Raw genomic sequence first — 19,566 nt, forward strand, 5'->3', positions numbered from 1 at the left:
CGTAATTAGTATTAGCAAACATTAAAAACTGTTTTAGGTTCTCTTTATACTTCCCCTGTTTTCACATCCAGGGAATTATGACAATGACGAAACAAAAAGTTGTCGCGGTAACGGCCTGCCCGACAGGCATCGCACACACCTTTATGGCGGCAAATAAAATTATTGCATGGGCTCACGAGCACAATATCGAGGTAAAGGTCGAAACGCAGGGCAGCGATGGCGTTAAAAACCGCTTAACAAAACAGGATATCGCCTCCGCCACGGCCATTATTCTGGCAACCGATGTTCCCATTCAGGATGCCGAGCGTTTTGACAACATTCCTCACCTTCAAACCCGCACACAAGAGCTGATCAAACATACCGATCGCTATCTGCGTCAGGCGCTGGCCATGGAAAAAAACGTCACCACTGTCGCACAAGAAGACGATCTCCAGCGTTCGACTTACCAGGTCTTTATTGGTCATATCATGGCGGCCATCAGCTATATGCTGCCGGTGGTCGTGATGGGCGGGCTGATGATGGCGACGGCCAAAATTACCGGGCAGTTTATTAACATCGAACATTCGCCGTTCAGCGTGCTGGATAAAGTGGGTTTTATGACCATTAAGTTCATGTATCCCGTTTTTGCGATGTATCTGGCGTTTTCCATTGCCGGTAAACCGGCGCTCATCCCCGGGCTCATTGGCGGCATCATGTCCGATGAAGTCTATAAACGCTTCTTTGATATCGAAGGCTTTATGCCATCCGGCTTTTTCGGCGCCATTGGTATCGGCTTTTTTGTGGGCTATCTGGTGCGCTGGCTCAATGATTCGATTCACGTCCGCCAGCAGCTCACCACCATTAAAACCATGCTGCTCGTCCCGCTGATCACCGGCATTACGCTGGTGATGGTCATGGAATACTTGATTAACCCGATTTTTGGCTCGCTTAACCAGCTGATGGTGGTCTTTTTTACCTCGGCAGGTGACACCGGGCGCGGGTTCTATTCCGCGATGATTGCCGCGGGCACCGCGTTCGACCTGGGCGGTCCGGTCAACAAGGCGGCAGGCTCGGTCGCGCTCGGCCTGAATGGCATGAGCGAGACGTTTGATTTAACCGCCCGCGAACTCTCCATCGTGATCCCCTCCATTGGCGTCGGCTTTGCCGCCTTCCTCAACGGCCGCTTTGGATTACCGGATGTCTTTAGCCAGGAAGAGAAAACCGTCGGTAGCACCTCGTTGTTGCTGGGCGTGATTGGGATCTCCGAAGGCGCGATCCCGTTCATCCTGAAAAACCCACGTCTGATCCCGGTGTTCATGACCGGTGCCGTCGCCGGCGCGCTGGTCGCCATTACCCTTGGCGTGAAGCAGACGCTGCCTCTGCCAGCCGTCTGGGGCTGGCCGCTGGCGACTAATGTAGCGGGCTACCTGGCGAGCGTCTTTATTGGCGCACTGATTTGCGCCCTGGGCGTGCTCTATGTCAGCCCAAAGAACGCCAGATAAGGGGAACGTTATGAATCAGATCCACGTCATTGCCCATACGCACTGGGATCAGGAGTGGTATTTCACCCGTCAGGACAGCATGGTGCTGGCGTCATATAATTTTGCGGACGTCATCAACACGCTGGAGCAGGACTCCGCTTACACCTGCTATCACCTTGACGGACAGATGGCGGTGGTGGAGGACTTTCTCGCCATCAATCCTGATTATCGCGCCAGGCTGGAAAAGCTGGTCAGAGAAAAAAGGATCTTCGTAGGGCCATGGTATACCCAGACGGACACCTACAACGTGCATGGCGAATCGATTATCCGCAATCTGAAGTACGGCATTTTTGCTGCCCGGGCGCTGGGGCATGCGATGCAGGTCGGGTATCTGCCGGATACCTTCGGCCACAATGCGCAAATGCCCACGATTTTGCAGGGCTGCAATATCGACAATATCGTCTTCTGGCGCGGTATCGATCACGACAGGCACGCCAAAAGCAGCCAGTTCCTCTGGCGCGCACCGTCAGGTGCGACCGTCATCGCCTGTGCGATGGCGCTCGGTTATGGCGCGGCTAAAAACATGCGTTCGGAAGCCTCCCATCTCCAGGGAAAAATCTACCCGATGACTACACTATTGCGTTCACGGGCCGGTCTAAACGACCTGCTCCTGCCCTGCGGCGGCGATCAGGTCAGCATCGACCCGGCGCTGCCGAAAATCCTGGAGGTCGCCAGCGCGCAGTCCCCGGATCAGGACCGTTACTTCATCAGTTCTCTGGAGCGTTATGTAGAAACCCTTCGCGCGCAGCGTGAACAGTTTGAGCTCCTGGAAGGGGAGCTGAAATCGCCGCGCTACACCCGCATCCATAAAACGATCGGCTCCGTGCGCTACGACATCAAAAAGAAAAACGATGAGGTTGAACAGTTCATCCTGCGACAGCTGGAGCCGACAATCGCAATGGCGCGTCACCAGGGGATTCCGGTCAACCTCGCGGTAGTCGACACCCTCTGGAAAAAGCTGTTGCGAAACCATGCCCACGATTCCATTGGCGGCTGTAATAGCGATGCCACCAACCGCGACATTCTGCATCGACTGGAACAAACCGAACAGCTGTGCCATAGCCTGTGGAATCTGGTGGTGAAAACCCTGGCCGCCGCCTGCGTTCAGGATGGCGACCTGCTGATCTTTAACCCGCTAGCTACCCCAACGCAGCGCGTGGTGATAACCACCCTATATAGCCGGGCGGATAATATCGCCCTGACGCATCAGGGGCAGCCCATCCCTTTCGACGTCCTGGAAAGAGACATTCTGCCCGGCGGAACGGCGATCTCCCTTACCGCCGAGGGCGAGTGCGAGACGCCCCTTCTCCCTTATTACCGCTGGCACGTTGCGGTAAAGACACCGGTTCTGCCGCCGATCGGCTATCTCACCGTTAACGTTGAAGAAGACCCTGCGCCTTTCCTGGCGTCTGAAAAGATAAAGGGCAGCGAGATTGAGAATGCGCATTATCGACTGTCGCTGGATGCCGGAACGCTTACCCTGCATGACAAACGCAGCGGCAGACGTATCCCCTCTTTCTTTACCTTTGAAGACTGCGCGGATGCGGGCGACAGCTACGATTTCTCACCGCTTGCGGGCGACGCGCCGACGCGCTGTTCGCATTTTACGCTCGTCGACGGCGTAAAAACGCCGCTTGTCGAAAAGCTGACCGTCGAGGCCACAATGCGTCTTCCGCAGGATCTCGCCAGCCGTCAGGATACGGCCCGAACGCCGTTATCCATTCGTCTGGTCTGCGAATTACGCCACGACGATCCGAATCTGTATGTCGAGGCTTCGCTGGAAAACAGCCACTGCGATCACCGGCTACGTTTACTGATCGGCAGCGATGTTCACACCCTTCACGCTATCGCCTCACAGCCCTTCGCAATCATCCAGCGCGAAACGGGATATGACGGTGAACACTGGCAAGAACGCTATCGCGAGAAGCCCGTGGATATCGAAACCAGCGAGGGCATTATCGCTGTCACGGAACCGGGTAAAGCGCTGGTTGTGACTAGCCGTGGCATGAAAGAATTTCAGATTATCGGCAGCGAACCCGCTGCTATTGCCCTGACGATGTTTAAATCGACGGGCGTGCTCGGACGCAGCGATCTCGAATGGCGACCGGGTCGGGCCTCCGGCATCAATAATACGGTGGTTGAGACTCCTGATGCCCAGTTGCTGAAACCGTTGCGCTTTTCATTCACCGTCGCACTGGCCGACAACGCCGACCACCTCACGCTGCGCCAGCTGGAAAATCAGGCGGTTGGACAGCCCTTCACCTACCAACGGCAAACGCTACACACGCTCGATCACCGTCTTGAGCGCTTTTCGTTGCGTCTGCCCGAACGCAGGCTTCCGGCACAATTCTCGTTAATGACCCTGCCGGAGCCGCTCATCCTTTCCGCTCTGCCCCATGCGCAGCAGTCGCAAGGTACGGTCGTCCGCGTGTTTAACGCTGGCACGGAGACCGTTCCCGTGCCGGAAAGCCTGGCGGGGCTTCGTCAGATTAACTATCTGGAAGAGTCCGTGCAGCCGGTAACGGCGATCCTCCCCTCCGCAACCTGCGATTTTTTGATTGAGGTTTAATATGAACTTGCTTGCATTGACGCATCCCGATCTGGTGTTTATCAACCCGCCCCAACGCACGCCGGAAGCAGTGATCCGCTGGCTCACCGAGCCGCTCGCCAGGCGGAATGTCATCAACGATCGAGAGGCATTTATCGAAAGCGTTTTACAACGTGAAAGTGAAGGCCCTACCGCGCTGGGTGAAGCGCTCGCTGTCCCGCACGGTAAAACCGAGGCGGTGCAACAGGCGGCATTTTGTCTGGCGCTCTTTGACGATCCGATATGCTGGCCGGGGCTGGAGGGTGATGAAGAGGTGAGGATGGTTTTCCTGCTCGCCATTCCGCCAGCGGAAGCAGGCAGTACGCATATGCACCTGCTGACGACGCTGACCAGCAGACTCACGGATGAGCGGGTGCGTGAGCAATTGCTGGCGGCGCGTACGCGGGAAGAGGCGATGTCTGCGCTGAGTAATGAAGGTTCTCAAAAACAGGACGATGCCCCCGAAAGCTCTCTTCTCATCCCGTTGGTACTGGGCTGCATCGTTACCGTAGCCTTTTTGCAGGCAGGGTTGAGCTGGGCCTGCGGGGTGAGTTAATCGAGCAGCGCTCAGCACAGGCTCTGCTGAGCGCTTGTTTTTGTTGAATAATTAATCAGATTTTTCCTTCGAGTCTTTACAATTGCCCCAGCGCCCGCCGTTTGTACTCTCGTCTTTTTACTTTGTTCTGCATCAAAAAAATCGCAAACTTGTTTGATGCAAATCACTATATGTAGCACTTAAAATGCACGCCGACCCAACATCTTGTATTTATCGTCTACTATTCCAACAACAAGACGGCGCGAACGCTGGCCGGAATTGTGGATAACACGAGCTGGGCACGCGGGAAGTCTTTGCCGCGGCGAGGAATACGTCCGGTGAATACTTCTCCACCTTTGTGGATAACCTGTTTTTAAAATGGAGTGATCATGACACCGCATGTGATGAAACGTGATGGCTGTAAAGTGCCGTTTAAATCAGAGCGCATCAAAGAAGCCATTCTGCGTGCAGCTAAAGCAGCGGGAGTCGATGACGCAGATTACTGCGCCACCGTCGCAGAAGTCGTTAGCAGCCAGATGCATGAACGCAGCCAGGTGGATATCAACGAGATCCAGACCGCGGTTGAAAACCAGCTGATGTCTGGTCCGTACAAGCAGCTGGCGCGCGCCTACATTGAGTATCGTCACGACCGTGACGTCCAGCGTGAGAAACGCGGTCGCCTGAACCAGGAGATCCGCGGCCTGGTAGAGCAAACCAACTCGTCGCTGCTCAATGAAAATGCCAACAAAGACAGCAAAGTGATCCCAACCCAGCGCGACCTGCTGGCCGGTATCGTCGCCAAGCACTATGCCCGCCAGCACCTGCTGCCGCGCGACGTGGTGTCTGCGCACGAGCGCGGTGAGATCCACTATCACGATCTCGACTACTCGCCGTTCTTCCCGATGTTTAACTGCATGCTGATCGACCTGAAAGGCATGCTGACCCACGGTTTTAAAATGGGTAACGCCGAGATTGAGCCGCCGAAATCCATCTCCACCGCGACGGCGGTCACGGCGCAGATCATCGCCCAGGTGGCGAGCCACATCTATGGCGGCACCACCATTAACCGCATCGATGAAGTACTGGCCCCGTTCGTGGCCGAGAGCTTCAACAAACACCGTAAAACGGCGGAAGAGTGGCAGATCCCGGATGCCGACGGTTACGCCCGTTCCCGCACCGAGAAAGAGTGCTACGACGCGTTCCAGTCGCTGGAATATGAGGTAAACACGCTGCACACCGCCAACGGCCAGACGCCGTTTGTGACCTTCGGGTTTGGCCTCGGCACCAGCTGGGAATCACGCCTGATCCAGCAGTCTATTCTGCGCAACCGCATCTCCGGCCTCGGTAAAAACCGTAAAACGGCGGTGTTCCCGAAACTGGTGTTCGCCATTCGTGACGGCCTGAACCACAAGTTTGGCGATCCGAACTATGACATCAAGCAGCTGGCGCTGGAGTGCGCGAGCAAGCGTATGTACCCGGACATCCTCAACTACGACCAGGTGGTGAAAGTCACCGGTTCGTTTAAAACGCCAATGGGCTGCCGCAGCTTCCTCGGCGTGTACGAAGATGAGAACGGCGAGCAGATCCACGACGGGCGCAACAACCTGGGCGTCATCAGCCTGAACCTGCCGCGCATCGCGCTGGAAGCTAAAGGGAATGAAGCGGCCTTCTGGACGCTGCTGGATGAACGTTTACAGCTGGCACGTAAGGCGCTTATGACCCGCATCGCCCGTCTTGAAGGGGTGAAAGCCCGCGTCGCGCCAATTCTCTATATGGAAGGAGCCTGCGGCGTGCGCCTGAAGGCGGACGATGATGTGTCGGAGATCTTCAAAAACGGTCGCGCATCGATCTCTCTTGGCTATATCGGCATTCACGAAACGATTAACGCGCTGTTTGGCGACAAGCACATCTATGACAACGACGCCCTGCGTGAGAAAGGTATCGCGATTGTGCAGCGCCTGCGCGATGCGGTAGACCAGTGGAAAGAGGAAACTGGCTACGGTTTCAGCCTGTACAGCACGCCGAGCGAAAACCTCTGCGATCGCTTCTGCCGTCTGGACACCGCCGAGTTCGGCATCGTGGAAGGCGTGACCGACAAAGGTTACTACACCAACAGCTTCCACCTCGACGTGGAGAAGAAGGTGAACCCGTACGACAAGATCGACTTTGAAGCGGCCTATCCGCCCATCGCGAACGGCGGTTTTATCTGCTACGGCGAGTACCCGAACATTCAGCATAACCTGAAGGCGCTGGAAGACGTGTGGGATTACAGCTATCAGCACGTGCCGTACTACGGAACCAACACGCCAATTGACGAGTGCTACGAGTGCGGCTTTACCGGTGAGTTCGAGTGCACCAGCAAAGGCTTCACCTGCCCGAAATGCGGTAACCACGACGCAGCCCGCGTCTCCGTGACCCGCCGCGTGTGCGGCTACCTTGGCAGCCCGGACGCCCGTCCGTTTAACGCCGGTAAGCAGGAAGAGGTGAAGCGCAGGGTGAAACATCTGGGGAATGGGCAGATCGGGTAATCCGCTGCCACGTTAATGCCCGGTGGCGCTGCGCTTACCGGGCCTACGGACCGCTCTCTTTTGTAGGCCGGGTAAGCGCAGCGCCACCCGGCGTGGTTATTCGCGATGAACTATCACCAGTACTACCCCGTCGACATCGTCAACGGCCCCGGCACCCGCTGTACCCTGTTTGTATCAGGCTGCGTTCACGAGTGCCCCGGCTGCTACAACAAAAGCACCTGGCGCCTGAACTCGGGTATGCCGTTTACCGCTGAGATGGAAGACCGCATCATCAACGACCTGAACGACACGCGCATCAAACGCCAGGGGATCTCGCTCTCCGGCGGCGACCCGCTCCATCCGCAAAACGTGCCGGCGATCCTGAAGCTGGTAAAACGCATCCGCCGCGAGTGCGCGGGAAAAGACGTCTGGGTCTGGACGGGCTATAAGCTGGATGAACTGAATGCGCAGCAGATGGAAGTGGTGGATCTGATTAACGTCCTGGTCGACGGCAAGTTCGTGCAGGATCTAAAAGATCCTATGCTTATCTGGCGCGGCAGCAGCAACCAGGTTGTGCATCATCTGCGTTGAATGAAGGCGGATATCCTCTGTCCGCCTGAACGTCAAAACCGACTCAAACTCTCCATCGCCTCAGCCTTAAACGCCGCAAAATTCTCGCACTGGCACAGGCGCGCCATCGCGCGTTCACGCAGGAAGGTGACAAAGATGTCGTAAATCGCCATTGCCTCTTCGTACTCGCTTTTGCTGATGGCGAGCAGGAAGATGACATGAGCGGTTTCATCTCCCCACTGAATGCCCTGCGGCGCCAGCACGGTGTAGACCACCGTTTTTTGCGCCAGCAGCCCGAGGGAGTGCGGCAGCGCGATGCCGTCGCCGAGCATGGTGCTGACAATGGCTTCACGCTCGATAACCGATTCCAGAAACTCCGCGCCGACAAAACCTTCCCCTTCAAGCTGCCCGCACAGTTCGCGGAACAGCGTTTGCTGGTCGACAGGCTTGTCGAGAATGCGGAAATGGGCCGCGTCGAAGTATTTTTCCAGCATCCACGGGCGGGTGCGATCCACCAGCACCAGCTTGCCGATCTGCTCTAACTGATAATCGGTCGGGAACGGGGCGATCATCACCACCGGTTTGGATTTTTCGCTCACGCGGGCGGTGGAGATCACGAAGTCTTCGCCAATGGCATCGGCAAGCTCGTACTCACGAAGGGTGAGCGTGCGCGTCACCTCAATCTGCGGATATTTACGCTGAAGTACCGCCTCGATCATGCGCACCATCGCGTTACCGGCGTCGCACACCAGCAGCACCCGCGGCTGGCGCTGGTAGCCGATATTGTAATGGCGCTCCAGCCCGACGCCGATATGCAGCACCAGAAAACCAATTTCGTTTTCGCTGATCACATACGGGGTGTATTTGCCCCAGCTCGACACCGCCGCGAGGGTCATATCCCACGCCATCGGGTAGTGCTGCTTGATGTTATCCAGCAGCGGATTGGGGATCATGATTTGATACCGCACGCGGGTAATCATGGTTTTGATGTGCGTGAGCAGATCTGCATGCAGTTGCTCATCGCTCAGCAGGTTGTAGTTATAGTGGGTGTTGATGTAGCGCAGAATGTAGTTGACCAGCGCTTCATCGTCGTCGGCATTAATCGCGCTCGGGGCGATCTCCTGGATCTGCCGCGCTGCAATGTGCACGCACAGCCAGCTCTCTTCTGACGGCGACAGCGCTTTGCCCGCCAGCTCCTGGATAGCCACCGCGATATCTTTCGCCGCCTCACGCACGTTCTCTTCCACGTCTTCCGCGTGGAATTCCGGCAGCGGATACCCCTCGCTGATGCGCCGCACCGACACCGCGCAGTACAGGCGCAGGAACAGCTCGCCTTCATCGGTCAGGCGAATGTGATGGCGCGTCAGCGCATCGTGCAGCACCGGCACCATCTTTTCCGCCACCCCCGCATTCAGCGCCACGTCGGTCACCAGCGGGTTCAGGCTGTCCTGCTGCGCCAGCTCCCACAGGAGGTCGGTCAGGCAGGCGCGGATCGCCATCTCGCTGCCAAACAGCTTCATCCCGTGGCGCGGGCGGGTTTCCAGCGTCAGGTTGTAACGGTGAAACCACTCACGCACTTCCACCATGTCGCTCTGCAACGTAGCCCGGCTGACGAACCACTCATCGGCCAGATCCTCCAGCTTGAGGGAAAAGGCTGACGTCAGAAAACGCACCACCAGATAGTGCACGCGCTCCGGTCCGGTTCGCGGAATACGCAGCGCGCGCGGGTGGGACGCCTGCAATTGTTGATAGCGCACCACATCATTAATTTTGAGCTGATAGCCGTTGCCCCGGCTCAAAATGAACTGCGCGCCGTGGCTGGCCAGCAGCGCGTTCAGGGCGGTGATATCCGCCCGGACGGTTCGCGTGGAGACCGACAGCCGCTGCGCCAGCTCGTCCTGCGGCAGCGTCTCGTTTTGCAACAGATCGAAAAGTTGCGCTAAACGTTGGTTCGGAAATCGCACGTCGTTGTCCTCTTACTGCTCAGGGTGAAATGACCATCTGGGATGGGCTGCCGACCGGGGTATAGTCTGGCTCGGCGCTCAGCTTGCCGTCCGGCGCCACGCGGAAACGGGTAATGTTGTCGCTGCGCTGGTTCATGACGTACAGCCAGCGACCCTGCTTATCGAGCGTCAGGGTGCGCGGATAGTCGCCGCGCGTCCAGACATCATCCTGATGCGTCAGCGTACCCTCTGCCGTTACGGTAAAGTGCCCGATGCTGTTATGCAAACGGTTAGCGACATACAGCTGTTTCCCGTCGGCGCTTAGCGCCAGCCCGGCAGCAAAACTGGTGCCTTTATAACCGTCCGGCAAGGCTGAAACCGTTTTACCCTCTTTCAGCCTGCCATTACTGTCCAGCGCATAATGGGTGAGCGTAGACGCCTCTTCGTTAATCAGCCACAGGGCATCGCCTTTCGGCGTAAAGACGAAGTGGCGCGGCCCGGCCCCTTTTGAGGAGGCGCTGATAAATGGCGGATCGTTCGGAGTCAGCTTCCCGGTTTGATCGTCAAAACGGTACTGATAGATGCGATCCAGCCCCAGATCGGTGGAAAAAACGTATTTCCCGTCCGGATCGGCGGCGATCATGTGCGCATGTGGGCCGTTATGATCGCTGATGGCGAAACTGCCTTCGACGGCAGCTTCCGGCTTCGCCGCGCCCGGTTCGCCTTTGTCCTGATGGGTGTCCGTAGCATCGCCCAGGCTGCCGTCTGCGTTAACGGGCAGCACCGCGACAGTTCCGCTGATGTAGTTTGCCACCAGCAGATGTTTGCCGTTCGGCGTCAGGGAAAGATACACCGGCCCCGCGCCGCCGGAGGACACCTGATTCAGCTCGTTCAGCGCGCCGTTATCACCGATGCGCAGCGCCTGCACCACGCCCTGCTCCACTTCGCTTGCCAGATACAGCGTTTTGCCGTCGTGTGAGACGGTTAACTGCGCGGCGTTCGGCAGTTTGCTCACCAGTGTTTTATCGTTCAGCGCACCGGTTTGCGGATCGACGGTAAAGCGGTACAGCCCTTCACCGTTCGGATTATAGGTGCCCACCCAGGCGTACTGGGTTTGAGCGATTGCAGAGGTAGCAAGTAAAGAGAGTGAAGCGACAAGCAGGGTACGGGTGTGCATGGTGGCTCCTTCGGGTGTGTGCGGTTTGTTTCCCCTCACCCTAACCCTCTCCCCAAAGGGGAGAGGGGACGATTACACCCTCTCCCCTTTGGGGAGAGGGCTGGGGTGAGGGGTAAGGTTTTATTTTACTTAACCAGCTTCTTCGTCATCGCCAGCAGCGTACGCACATCTTCCGGACGCGTATCACCGCTGGCTTTATCGATAATCGAGCTGTAGATATGCGGGATGATTTTGCTCACGCCCGCATCCAGGGCGATCTGCAAGATCGCCTCGAAGTTCTCCAGATCGATTCCCCCGGTCGGCTCCAGCCAGAAGTCGTGACGGGCGCAGGCTTCCGCCACCGCCTGGTATTCGTCACGGCATTTCAGGCCGCCCATCGGGAAGTACTTGATGGAGCTGCCGCCGAAATCTTTCAGCAGGGCGATAGCGGTTTCAACCGGCACTATGCCGTCCATAGCTGCGCTGCTCAGCGGGCCGGTGGAGATTTTCACCATGCCGACGGTGCCGGTCGGGGAGACCAGACCGTTGACCACGGACTCATTCTGCCCCAGCAGCGCGCGGCTGGTGGCCACGCCGGTAAAGACCTGGTTAACGTGCTGCGGCTGCACCTGGCGGGAGATTTCACTCACCATCGCCGACTGGTTCGGGTCGCCCGCGCCCAGCCCCACGGAGAGCGCATTATCAATCAGGGCTGCGTATTCGCGCATGTCCGCAACCGCGCTCGCCACGTCCGGGTAATTTTTGGAGAGCACGCCCACCAGCACGTGACCTTCCGCCGCCTCGTAAATGGCGCTGGCGTTGGCTTTCGATCCCGCCAGCACGTTCAGGCAGACGCGGTCACGGTAAAAGTTGGGGGTCAGTTTCATGCTTTTTTCTCCTGTCCTAATACTTCGCTAATGCGGCGGTACACGATGTTCAGCTGGTCAGCATTCACGCTGCGCACGTCCGCCTCGATAATCCCTTCGTTGGCCTTATAGCCACGGAAGTAAATGGCGTATTCGCCCTGTTTCAGCTTCGCCACCAGATCGCCCGTGCCGACGCCCGTAGCGGCTTCGTCGAACTTAATCTCGGTACGGGCGATATCGCGACCGGCGCTGTCCCAGACCACGCGCGCGGTCACGCCGTTCAGGGTGTTCAACGCGTCGATAAACGGCGTCATCTTCGCCACCATCTCGGCCCCGCTCTCTTTGGTCGCCGTCAGGTAGTGTTCGATGGCGCAGGTCAGGCCCAGGATACCCTCTTTGCCCACTTTCATCGCGCGACCAATGCCCGCCGTCTGGCGCTTCACCCACTCAACGTACTGGGTTTTGCCGATCACCAGCCCGCTGGTTGGCCCTTCGATCGCCTTCGCGCCGCTGTAGATCACCAGATCGGCACCGGAGCGGTAGTAGGCGTGCAGATCTTCTTCCGCCGCCGCATCGACGATCAGCGGGAGATCGTGCTTGCGCGCCACGACCGCCGCCTGCTCGACGCTGAGCATGCTTTTCTGCACGCAGTGGTGCGATTTGATGTAGAGGATCGCCGCCGTGCGCGGAGTGATCGCCGCCGCCAGCTGATCGGCAGAGCATTCGTTGGCGTAGCCCGCCTCCACCAGCTTGCCGCCGCCCAGCGCCACCATGGTGCCCACCGGCGCGCCAAAGTTCACGTTGTGGCCTTTCGGCAGGACGATTTCGTTGTTTTCAATCGGTGTGACGTGCAGGTTTTCCAGCAGCCAGTCGCTGTCTTTCACCAGCACCGCCGCCACGGACTGGGCAATGCCCGCCGACGCGCAGGAGACCACCGTCGCCCCTTCCACCTCCAGCAGCTTCGCGATGTATTCCCCGGTTTTATTGACCAGATCCTTCATCTCGAAATAGTGATTCATGCCGTCCATCGCCGCCTGCACCACTTCCGGGCGCGGCGTGGAGACACCCAGCGCCGTCATGCGGCCAGAGGTGTTGATAACCTGCTTTAAGTTGTACTTCTCATAAATCGAAGGCATGTTCCGTGCTCCCTTGTTCGGTCATGTAGCCCTTGCCCGCGCGGATCGCGGCAAGCGGCATCAGAATGTGTTCAGCCTGTAGGCTGTCGTTTTCGGCATCCGTCAGCACCGTCGGCTGGCGCTTGAGCGTAAACAGCGTCAGATCGGCGTCGAGGCCAGGCTGAATGCGGCCTTTGCGCGTCAGGCGCAGGCCGTCGGCGGCGTTGGCCGTGACACAGTCAATCACCTGCGGCAATGACATGCCGATGGCGAGGAATTTCGACATCACGCTCGCCAGCGAGCCGACCGGGCCGTTGATACGGTTGCGGCAGTAAATATCCGAGCTGATGGTATGCGGCAGAATGCCCATCGCAATGGCGCGCTTCGCCACTTCAAAGCTGAAGCTCGCCGTGCCGTGACCGACGTCCAGGCGCACGCCGCGCTTCAGCGCAGACGTAATGGAGGCGCGCAGCTCGCCGGAGGGCGTCAGAATGCGGTTAGGCTTGCCGTTGTAGCAGTGGGTGATGATGTCGCCGGAGCTCAGCAGTTCGGCAATCTCATCGAGGTTCGGCGGGTTGTTGCCGATGTGCACCATCAGCGGCAGGTCGCTGTTCTCTTTCTGAATCGCTTTCGCGCGCTCCAGCGGGGTGATGCCGTTTTCACCGACCACGCTGCTGCTCATGCGCGCCTTCAGGCCAACGATAAAATCCGGGTGGCGCGTCACCGCCTGCTTCACCGCATCGGCGTCAATGTTCGCCATGTTGGCCAGCTCGTTCTGGGCGATCAGCCCCACGCGGGAGATGTTCAGCAGGGCAAACACCTCGGTGGAAGCCTTGCGGGTGATAGCGTAAAAATCGTCCACGTCGTCGGCGCCGGTGCTGCCCGCGTCCACCACGGTGGTGACGCCGGTGGCAATGCCCACGCTGTCCGGCTCGTCATGGTAAATCGGGGAGTTCGGGTAGCAGTGGACGTGGGAGTCAATCCAGCCCGCGCTGACGAACACGTCGCCGTTCAGCTCAACCGTTTTGCGGGCGGGAGCGTCAATGTCGCCTGTCGCGGCAATCTTCCCGTCCTGGATGGCGATATCGGTCAGGGTATCGTCGGCGAGGCGCGCACGGCGCAGGAGTAAATCAAACATGAGGATCTCCTGATAAAGCGGGCGCCGGAGCGCCCGCGGGTATTAAAGGGCGACCGGGAACAGCCAGCCCAAAATCATTGCGCCGAGGATGGCGCCACCGGTAATCGGCTTCTGCCAGATGTAGAACAGCAGCGCGCCCACCAGCGAACCGACGCCGATTGGAATAGAGGCGGTCATAGCGCTGAGGATAATCAACGGCCCGAGGAAGCGGCCGGAGGCGTTACCCGCGCCCATCATCACGTCTGCGCCGTAGGTGGAGTTGCTCTGATTGATGGTGAACTTACGCGCCAGGATGATGACGTAGCCAATCGCCAGGCCAATCACCAGGCCGGTAATCAGCGCGGCAATGAAGTTGGTCACCGGGAACATGATCCCCGCGCCCAGCAGCAGCGCCGGAACGCCGAGGCCCACGCCGGTCTGGATCGCACCGCCGATATCGAGAATACCCACCAGCGAGCCTTCGATAATACGGGCGAACAGGAAGCTCGCACCGAACGCCGCCACCGCGCCGTAGACGCCGGTATCGATTCCCGCTTTCAGCATCGCCACGAAGGCCACTTCGTTAAACGCGCCGATGCCGTAGAGGTAGTACATGTGCGTCCCGGCGAAGACGCCGGAGGAGAGCAGGCCAACGAAGATCGGGAACGACCAGTCGGCATACCAAAAACCTTTATTCTGTTCCATTTAGAGGCTCCTGTTATTTACCGCTGAGCGAGTTGTGGATCATGTCGAGCCAGTTCGGCACGGTCAGATGGAAGGATTCGATCATCTTCATGTCGAAGCCGCGGAAGAAGCCGCTCAGCACGAAGAGCAGAACGATCGCCGCCATCATCACTTTGGTGACGTGGTTCCAGCCACTCTCTTCAACACCTTTACCAATCAGAATACCCAGTACCAGACCCGGTACGGCGTTACCCATGATCAGCTGTGCCGCGCCGCCAAAGATGGTGGCCCAGAAGCCCGATTTTTTACCCGCGTCGATGGCCGCCAGCCAGAAGATCACCGGCATCACGGTGTTGACCAGCAGGTTCGCCGCCGGTACCAGCACCTTCACGGCGGTGACCTGAAGCGCTGCCGGAACGGAGGAGGCGGTCAGGTTAAGGAAGGTCACGACAATCATGCCGATGATGCCGCAGGCAATCGCCATTTTGCGCGGGTCATGCAGCGTTTCACCGACGTTACGGTTTTTAATCATCAGTGCAGCAGCACCCCAGTTCGGGATGATGCGGTGGTCAACGTCCTGTGTGAAGGCACCTGCGGCCACGGAAGAGGCCCAGGCGTTAAAGAAGAAACCTAACCCAAAGGAGAAGTGGGACGCCGGATCCCCTTCGCAGGAGTTCAGTTCCCCCAACGTACGAAACGCGCCCATACCCTGAGTGGTAGGCGCATGAAACATGCGTGCAGCCCCGGCGCCAACACCGACGCCAACCAGGCCGCCAATGATGAGCGATTTTATTAATATAATTAAGAACATCAGTCTGCCCTTTTATGAATAATCAGCGTTGCGTGACGAAATCCACCTGGTCGAGATTGATGGCGGTCACGTTGACGGTCACATCCAGCTCCACGCTGTAGGTGCGTCTTTCCCGGCGCAAAAAGAAGAACAGAAACGCTTCTTTTCGCACCGCTTCTTGCGCCTGAACAACCTGCACATCCTGTGGCTCAATACGCAGTAAGATATGCGGTGAGGCTTTCATCACCGCAGCCTGAACGTGGTTGAGGGCGTCGGCAAAGGCGCGCGCTTTGGCGTCGCCCTTCCCCTTCACTCTCACCGTGGTTGTGAACTGTTCTTTCATGCTTACGCGCCGTATTTCTTCTGCCACGCCTGTACCAGACGCTCGCCCAGCTCTTCTTTATCCATAAAGCCAAAGCCCAGCACGTTGCAGCCTTCGTTGATGGCGGTCACCCCCTCATCCACGGAGCGCATGCCGTATTTGGCCTTGTAGCCATATTTGGTCTGAGCGGTGATGGCGCCCGCGCCGCCGCTGCCGCAGAAGGAGATCCCGAAGGTGGCGTTTTCTGCTTTCATCACGTCACCGAGCTTCATATCCGCTGCCATGCCCGGTACGACAACCGCGCGTCCGCCGGCTTTTTCCACACCCGCAGCCACTTTCTGACCTTTACCCAGGCGATCGCCAATCACGACTGTAATCTGTTCCATGTGTTGCTCCTTAAAGGTTGTCTTTCGCGACTTCGAAGTGAACGGAGAGCAGCCAGGCCTCTTCATCAGGAAGGTTGCCGAACTGCGCTACCACTTCACGGGCGAGTTGCATTGAATCTGGTGAAATTTCGTCAAACAGCTCTGCTTCAACCTCTGGCAGCGGCTCGCCGGTCACGGACCGGTGCGCCATTGCGCGAACGTGGGAGGTCAGCATCTGCTCCTGTACCGCGTTGGGAATGATGTTGTGCCGGGCCAGCAGGGCGTAGACCTGCTGAAGCATGGTGTTCGCGAGCTGTTCTGTTTGCACCGCCTGTTCCCCAACGTCGTTCATTACCGCTCCGTTAATCACTCGTCTTACCCCGTTAATGGCTCTGGAATAAAACTAACGTCGAGGGGGAATTGTTTGTAGCGAGTTGTTTTCCACTTCGAAGTGGAAAGGCGAGCAGCAGCAGTGATCTGTGCCACATAAATGCGGTGAATCTGTATAAATCGCTGGATTTACGTGATGAATATCACGCTATTACGCGGCATTAGACTGGTAAGCGGAGTGGAAAAGATTACGAGCAGGCTCGTAGAAATGTGACGTGGATAAGGTTTTCTTATGGGGATCCGCTAGAGTGGCGGCGGGTGCTTGAGACTGACCGTCTCAGGCATGGGACGGAAAGTGGAAAGCCCCGCCTGATAAAAAATCAGGGCGGGGGCTCGAAACGACACGTCACACCGTGGAGTTCGCTACCTCGCCCGCTTAAAAGCAAGGAGGCATCCATGAAACGCAGAAACCCAAGTATCGGGGTTTTGATGATTATTTCTTTGACAATAATCATCTTAACGCTGGTGACGAGGAAAACACTGTGCGAGATCCGTTTTCGTAACGGCTCGCTTGAAGTGACAGCGCGGATGGATTGTCGCTCCGGCAAGTAGGGAGCAACGATGCGGGGGCGCATCATGCGCCTCCGCATACGGGGAGAGGACGTACAGCTCAGGCACCCAATTAACGATACTTTTTGTGGTACGTGTTGCGGGTCGCGACAAACTGATCGGCTGCCGCCTGGGCTTCTTTCACTTTGCCTTCGTTCGCCAGCTTCAGCGCGCCGTCAATCTGGCCGACCAGCACGTCAAAACCGTGGCGGTAGTCTTTCATCTCGGCGCTGTCTGCCGCTTTGCTTTCCAGCTTCGGCGGCGTCGCTTTTTGCGCATCCAGCGCGGCTTCACGCATTTTAGTCAATGCGTCTTTCATGTCCGCCGCATTGTCCGTTTTCTGCACCACCTTCAGGTTTTCACTGAGGATGTCCATGTTGTCTTCGAGATCGGCAGCAAACGCAGACGAGCCAAGAACCAGCGTTGAAGCCGCGACGATCGCTAACAGGTGTTTACGCATTGCTCACTTCCTTTTTTTTATTATTAATCACGCTTTTACGGGGATTATTGCCCGGCGATTTTCATCTCCGGCAGTAATACAGAACCACACTGAATATTGCTGCGTGTTTCAATATCGTTACCGACCGTAACAATATTGCGCCACATGTCCTTCAGGTTGCCGGCGATGGTGATTTCGCTCACCGGATACTGAATTTCACCGTTTTCGACCCAGAAGCCCGCTGCACCGCGAGAGTAGTCGCCGGTGATACCGCTCACGCCCTGCCCCATCAGCTCGGTGACCACCAGGCCGGTGCCCATCTCTTTCAGCATCTGTTCAAAATTCAGGCCCTGTCCGGCAATGCGCCAGTTATGAATGCCGCCCGCGTGCCCGGTGCTTTTCAGCCCCAGCTTACGCGCGGAGTAGTTGGTCAGCAGCCACTGGGTCAGAATGCCGTCTTTCACGATATCCCGGCGTTCCGTGCGCACGCCTTCGCTGTCGAACGGCGTGGAGGCCAGCCCTTTCAGCAGGTGTGGGTGCTCTTCGATGGTCAGCCATTCCGGCAGGATCTGCTTGCCCAGCGAGTCGAGCAGGAAGGTCGATTTACGGTACACCGAACCGCCCGCAATCGCTCCCACCAGATGACCAAACAGGCCGGTTGCCACTTCGTTGGCAAAAATGACCGGCGCTTTCATGGTGGAGAGTTTACGCGGCGAAAGGCGTGACAGCGTGCGTTCGGCGCACGCTTTTCCCACCCACTCCGGAGACTGCAAATCTCCCAGCGCGCGGCCAATGGTATACGCGTAATCACGCTCCATATCGCCGTTTTCTTCGGCGATGACGCAGCTGGAAAGCGAGTGGCGGGTTGAGCAGTACCCCTGCAACATGCCATGGGAGTTACCAAACACTTTAATGCCGTAGTGGCTGTTAAAGCTGCCGCCTTCGGTATTGGTGATGCGTTTGTCAGCCTGCAAAGAGGCCTGCTCGGCTCGCGCGGCCAGCTCAATGGCTTCATCCGGCGTCACTTCCGCGGGATGGAACAGATCGAGATCCGGCGCGTCAAACGCCAGCAGCTCTTTATCGGCCACGCCAGCGTAAGGGTCCGGGGAGGTGTAACGCGCGATATCCAGCGCCGCCTGCACCGTACGGGCGATGGCATCCGGACTGAGATCGGTAGACGACGCGCTGCCTTTACGATTCTGGTGATACACCGTGATCCCCAGCGCGCCATCGCTGTTAAATTCTACATTCTCCACTTCGCCATAGCGGGTGCTCACGCTGATGCCGGTGGTTTTGCTGACCGCCACTTCGGCGCCATCTGATTTACCTGAAGCGAGCGTCAGCGCGGTGGAGACGGCTTCTTCCAGGATCTTACGCTGCGCTTCAACTTGTGAGGTTACTTTCATCGCAAATGCCATACTGTAAGAGAGAGTTAAGTGAAGTCTAACAGAGAACCGTTTTTCAGTGCGCGTCTTAACTGGTAACATTAGCCTCTTTTTTTAAGGAGCCTGACATGACTAAGCAGCCCGAAGACTGGCTCGACGACGTTCCCGGTGATGACATCGAAGACGAAGATGATGAGATCATCTGGGTCAGTAAAAGTGAAATTAAACGTGACGCCGAAGAGTTAAAACAGCTTGGCGCAGAAATGGTAGAACTGGGTAAAAACGCGCTGGATAAGATCCCGCTCGACCAGGATCTGCGTGATGCCATTGAACTGGCACAGAAAATCAAGAAAGAAGGGCGTCGCCGCCAGCTTCAGCTTATCGGTAAACTGCTGCGTCAGCGCGACGTGGAGCCGATCCGTCAGGCGCTGGACAAACTGAAAAACCGCCACAATCAGCAGGTTGCGCTGTTCCATAAGCTGGAGCAGATCCGCGATCGTTTGATCGACCAAGGTGATGACGCGGTACCTGAAGTGCTGAACCTGTGGCCGAATGCCGACCGCCAGCAGCTGCGATCGCTGATCCGCAACGCGAAGAAAGAGAAAGAAGGGAATAAGCCGCCGAAGTCTGCGCGCCTGATTTTCCAGTATCTGCGCGAGCTGTCTGAGAACGAAGAGTAATCTGTGCGGGTTTGCGCCGGATGGCGGCGTAAACGCCTTATCCGGC

19 protein-coding genes are annotated in these 19,566 nt (G+C 57.6%); 7 read left to right on the top strand and 12 right to left on the bottom strand.

What is annotated here, in order from left to right:
• Positions 1–83: 83 nt before the first annotated feature.
• From ACWKXX_RS13890 to nrdG, 5 genes are all read left to right on the top strand, one after another.
• Positions 84–1,481, top strand: a complete 1,398-nt coding sequence (locus ACWKXX_RS13890) for a PTS fructose transporter subunit IIC (protein WP_261665772.1) — start codon at positions 84–86, stop codon at positions 1,479–1,481.
• 10 nt (positions 1,482–1,491) lie between these two features.
• Positions 1,492–4,089, top strand: a complete 2,598-nt coding sequence (locus ACWKXX_RS13895) for a glycoside hydrolase family 38 N-terminal domain-containing protein (RefSeq protein WP_261665773.1) — start codon at positions 1,492–1,494, stop codon at positions 4,087–4,089.
• Position 4,090: 1 nt separating this feature from the next.
• Positions 4,091–4,663, top strand: coding sequence for a PTS sugar transporter subunit IIA (locus ACWKXX_RS13900; protein ID WP_045338909.1), 573 nt, complete (start codon positions 4,091–4,093; stop codon positions 4,661–4,663).
• A 368-nt stretch (positions 4,664–5,031) separates the two neighbouring features.
• On the top strand, positions 5,032–7,170 hold the full coding sequence (gene nrdD / locus ACWKXX_RS13905; protein WP_015572514.1) for an anaerobic ribonucleoside-triphosphate reductase: 2,139 nt from the start codon (positions 5,032–5,034) through the stop codon (positions 7,168–7,170).
• Positions 7,171–7,275: 105 nt separating this feature from the next.
• Entirely contained in the window at positions 7,276–7,740 is a 465-nt protein-coding gene (gene nrdG, locus ACWKXX_RS13910) for an anaerobic ribonucleoside-triphosphate reductase-activating protein (RefSeq protein ID WP_015572513.1), read from the top strand.
• Positions 7,741–7,772: 32 nt separating this feature from the next.
• Here the strand turns inward: nrdG and ACWKXX_RS13915 are convergent, their stop codons facing one another.
• The 10 genes from ACWKXX_RS13915 to ACWKXX_RS13960 form a co-directional block, all read right to left on the bottom strand.
• Complete coding sequence (locus tag ACWKXX_RS13915) at positions 7,773–9,683, bottom strand: BglG family transcription antiterminator (RefSeq protein WP_017383912.1); 1,911 nt, start codon at positions 9,681–9,683, stop codon at positions 7,773–7,775.
• Positions 9,684–9,702: 19 nt separating this feature from the next.
• A complete protein-coding gene (locus tag ACWKXX_RS13920; protein ID WP_261665774.1) occupies positions 9,703–10,839 on the bottom strand; it encodes a lactonase family protein in 1,137 nt (378 codons plus the stop codon).
• 125 nt (positions 10,840–10,964) lie between these two features.
• Entirely contained in the window at positions 10,965–11,705 is a 741-nt protein-coding gene (dagF, locus tag ACWKXX_RS13925; protein WP_015572511.1) for a 2-dehydro-3-deoxy-phosphogluconate aldolase, read from the bottom strand.
• Positions 11,702–12,820 (bottom strand): DgaE family pyridoxal phosphate-dependent ammonia lyase, encoded by a 1,119-nt coding sequence (locus ACWKXX_RS13930; RefSeq protein ID WP_017383914.1) that lies wholly within the window; start codon positions 12,818–12,820, stop codon positions 11,702–11,704. Before ACWKXX_RS13930 ends, dagF begins: the two co-directional genes overlap by 4 nt.
• The gene (locus ACWKXX_RS13935) at positions 12,804–13,937 is read right to left on the bottom strand and encodes an amidohydrolase/deacetylase family metallohydrolase (protein ID WP_039271920.1); all 1,134 of its coding nucleotides are present in this window, start codon (positions 13,935–13,937) and stop codon (positions 12,804–12,806) included. The genes ACWKXX_RS13930 and ACWKXX_RS13935 overlap by 17 nt, the downstream gene beginning before the upstream one ends.
• Positions 13,938–13,979: 42 nt before the next feature.
• Complete coding sequence (locus ACWKXX_RS13940) at positions 13,980–14,621, bottom strand: DUF4310 family protein (RefSeq protein ID WP_015572508.1); 642 nt, start codon at positions 14,619–14,621, stop codon at positions 13,980–13,982.
• Between the two features lie 13 nt (positions 14,622–14,634).
• A complete protein-coding gene (locus ACWKXX_RS13945; RefSeq protein WP_006810337.1) occupies positions 14,635–15,411 on the bottom strand; it encodes a DUF4311 domain-containing protein in 777 nt (258 codons plus the stop codon).
• A 22-nt stretch (positions 15,412–15,433) separates the two neighbouring features.
• The gene (locus ACWKXX_RS13950; protein WP_006810338.1) at positions 15,434–15,733 is read right to left on the bottom strand and encodes a DUF4312 family protein; all 300 of its coding nucleotides are present in this window, start codon (positions 15,731–15,733) and stop codon (positions 15,434–15,436) included.
• A gap of 2 nt (positions 15,734–15,735) precedes the next feature.
• The gene (locus tag ACWKXX_RS13955; protein ID WP_006810339.1) at positions 15,736–16,098 is read right to left on the bottom strand and encodes an SFCGS family glycine-rich protein; all 363 of its coding nucleotides are present in this window, start codon (positions 16,096–16,098) and stop codon (positions 15,736–15,738) included.
• A gap of 10 nt (positions 16,099–16,108) precedes the next feature.
• Positions 16,109–16,447 carry a PRD domain-containing protein gene (locus tag ACWKXX_RS13960; protein WP_026080657.1) on the bottom strand — a complete coding sequence of 113 codons (339 nt, stop codon included), beginning with the start codon at positions 16,445–16,447 and terminating at the stop codon, positions 16,109–16,111.
• 416 nt (positions 16,448–16,863) lie between these two features.
• Here ACWKXX_RS13960 and ACWKXX_RS13965 point away from each other — a divergent pair, with 416 nt between their 5' ends.
• A complete protein-coding gene (locus ACWKXX_RS13965; protein ID WP_017383916.1) occupies positions 16,864–17,019 on the top strand; it encodes a Hok/Gef family protein in 156 nt (51 codons plus the stop codon).
• A gap of 70 nt (positions 17,020–17,089) precedes the next feature.
• On the opposite strand, the gene cybC is transcribed toward ACWKXX_RS13965, so the two are convergent.
• Both cybC and pmbA read right to left on the bottom strand, forming a co-directional pair.
• Positions 17,090–17,476, bottom strand: a complete 387-nt coding sequence (cybC, locus tag ACWKXX_RS13970) for a cytochrome b562 (protein WP_010427378.1) — start codon at positions 17,474–17,476, stop codon at positions 17,090–17,092.
• 44 nt (positions 17,477–17,520) lie between these two features.
• Complete coding sequence (gene pmbA / locus ACWKXX_RS13975) at positions 17,521–18,873, bottom strand: metalloprotease PmbA (RefSeq protein WP_015572506.1); 1,353 nt, start codon at positions 18,871–18,873, stop codon at positions 17,521–17,523.
• Positions 18,874–18,968: 95 nt separating this feature from the next.
• Here pmbA and yjgA point away from each other — a divergent pair, with 95 nt between their 5' ends.
• Complete coding sequence (gene yjgA, locus ACWKXX_RS13980) at positions 18,969–19,520, top strand: ribosome biogenesis factor YjgA (RefSeq protein WP_017383918.1); 552 nt, start codon at positions 18,969–18,971, stop codon at positions 19,518–19,520.
• Positions 19,521–19,566 lie beyond the last annotated feature (46 nt).

Source organism: Enterobacter sp. UPMP2061 (assembly GCF_053709615.1).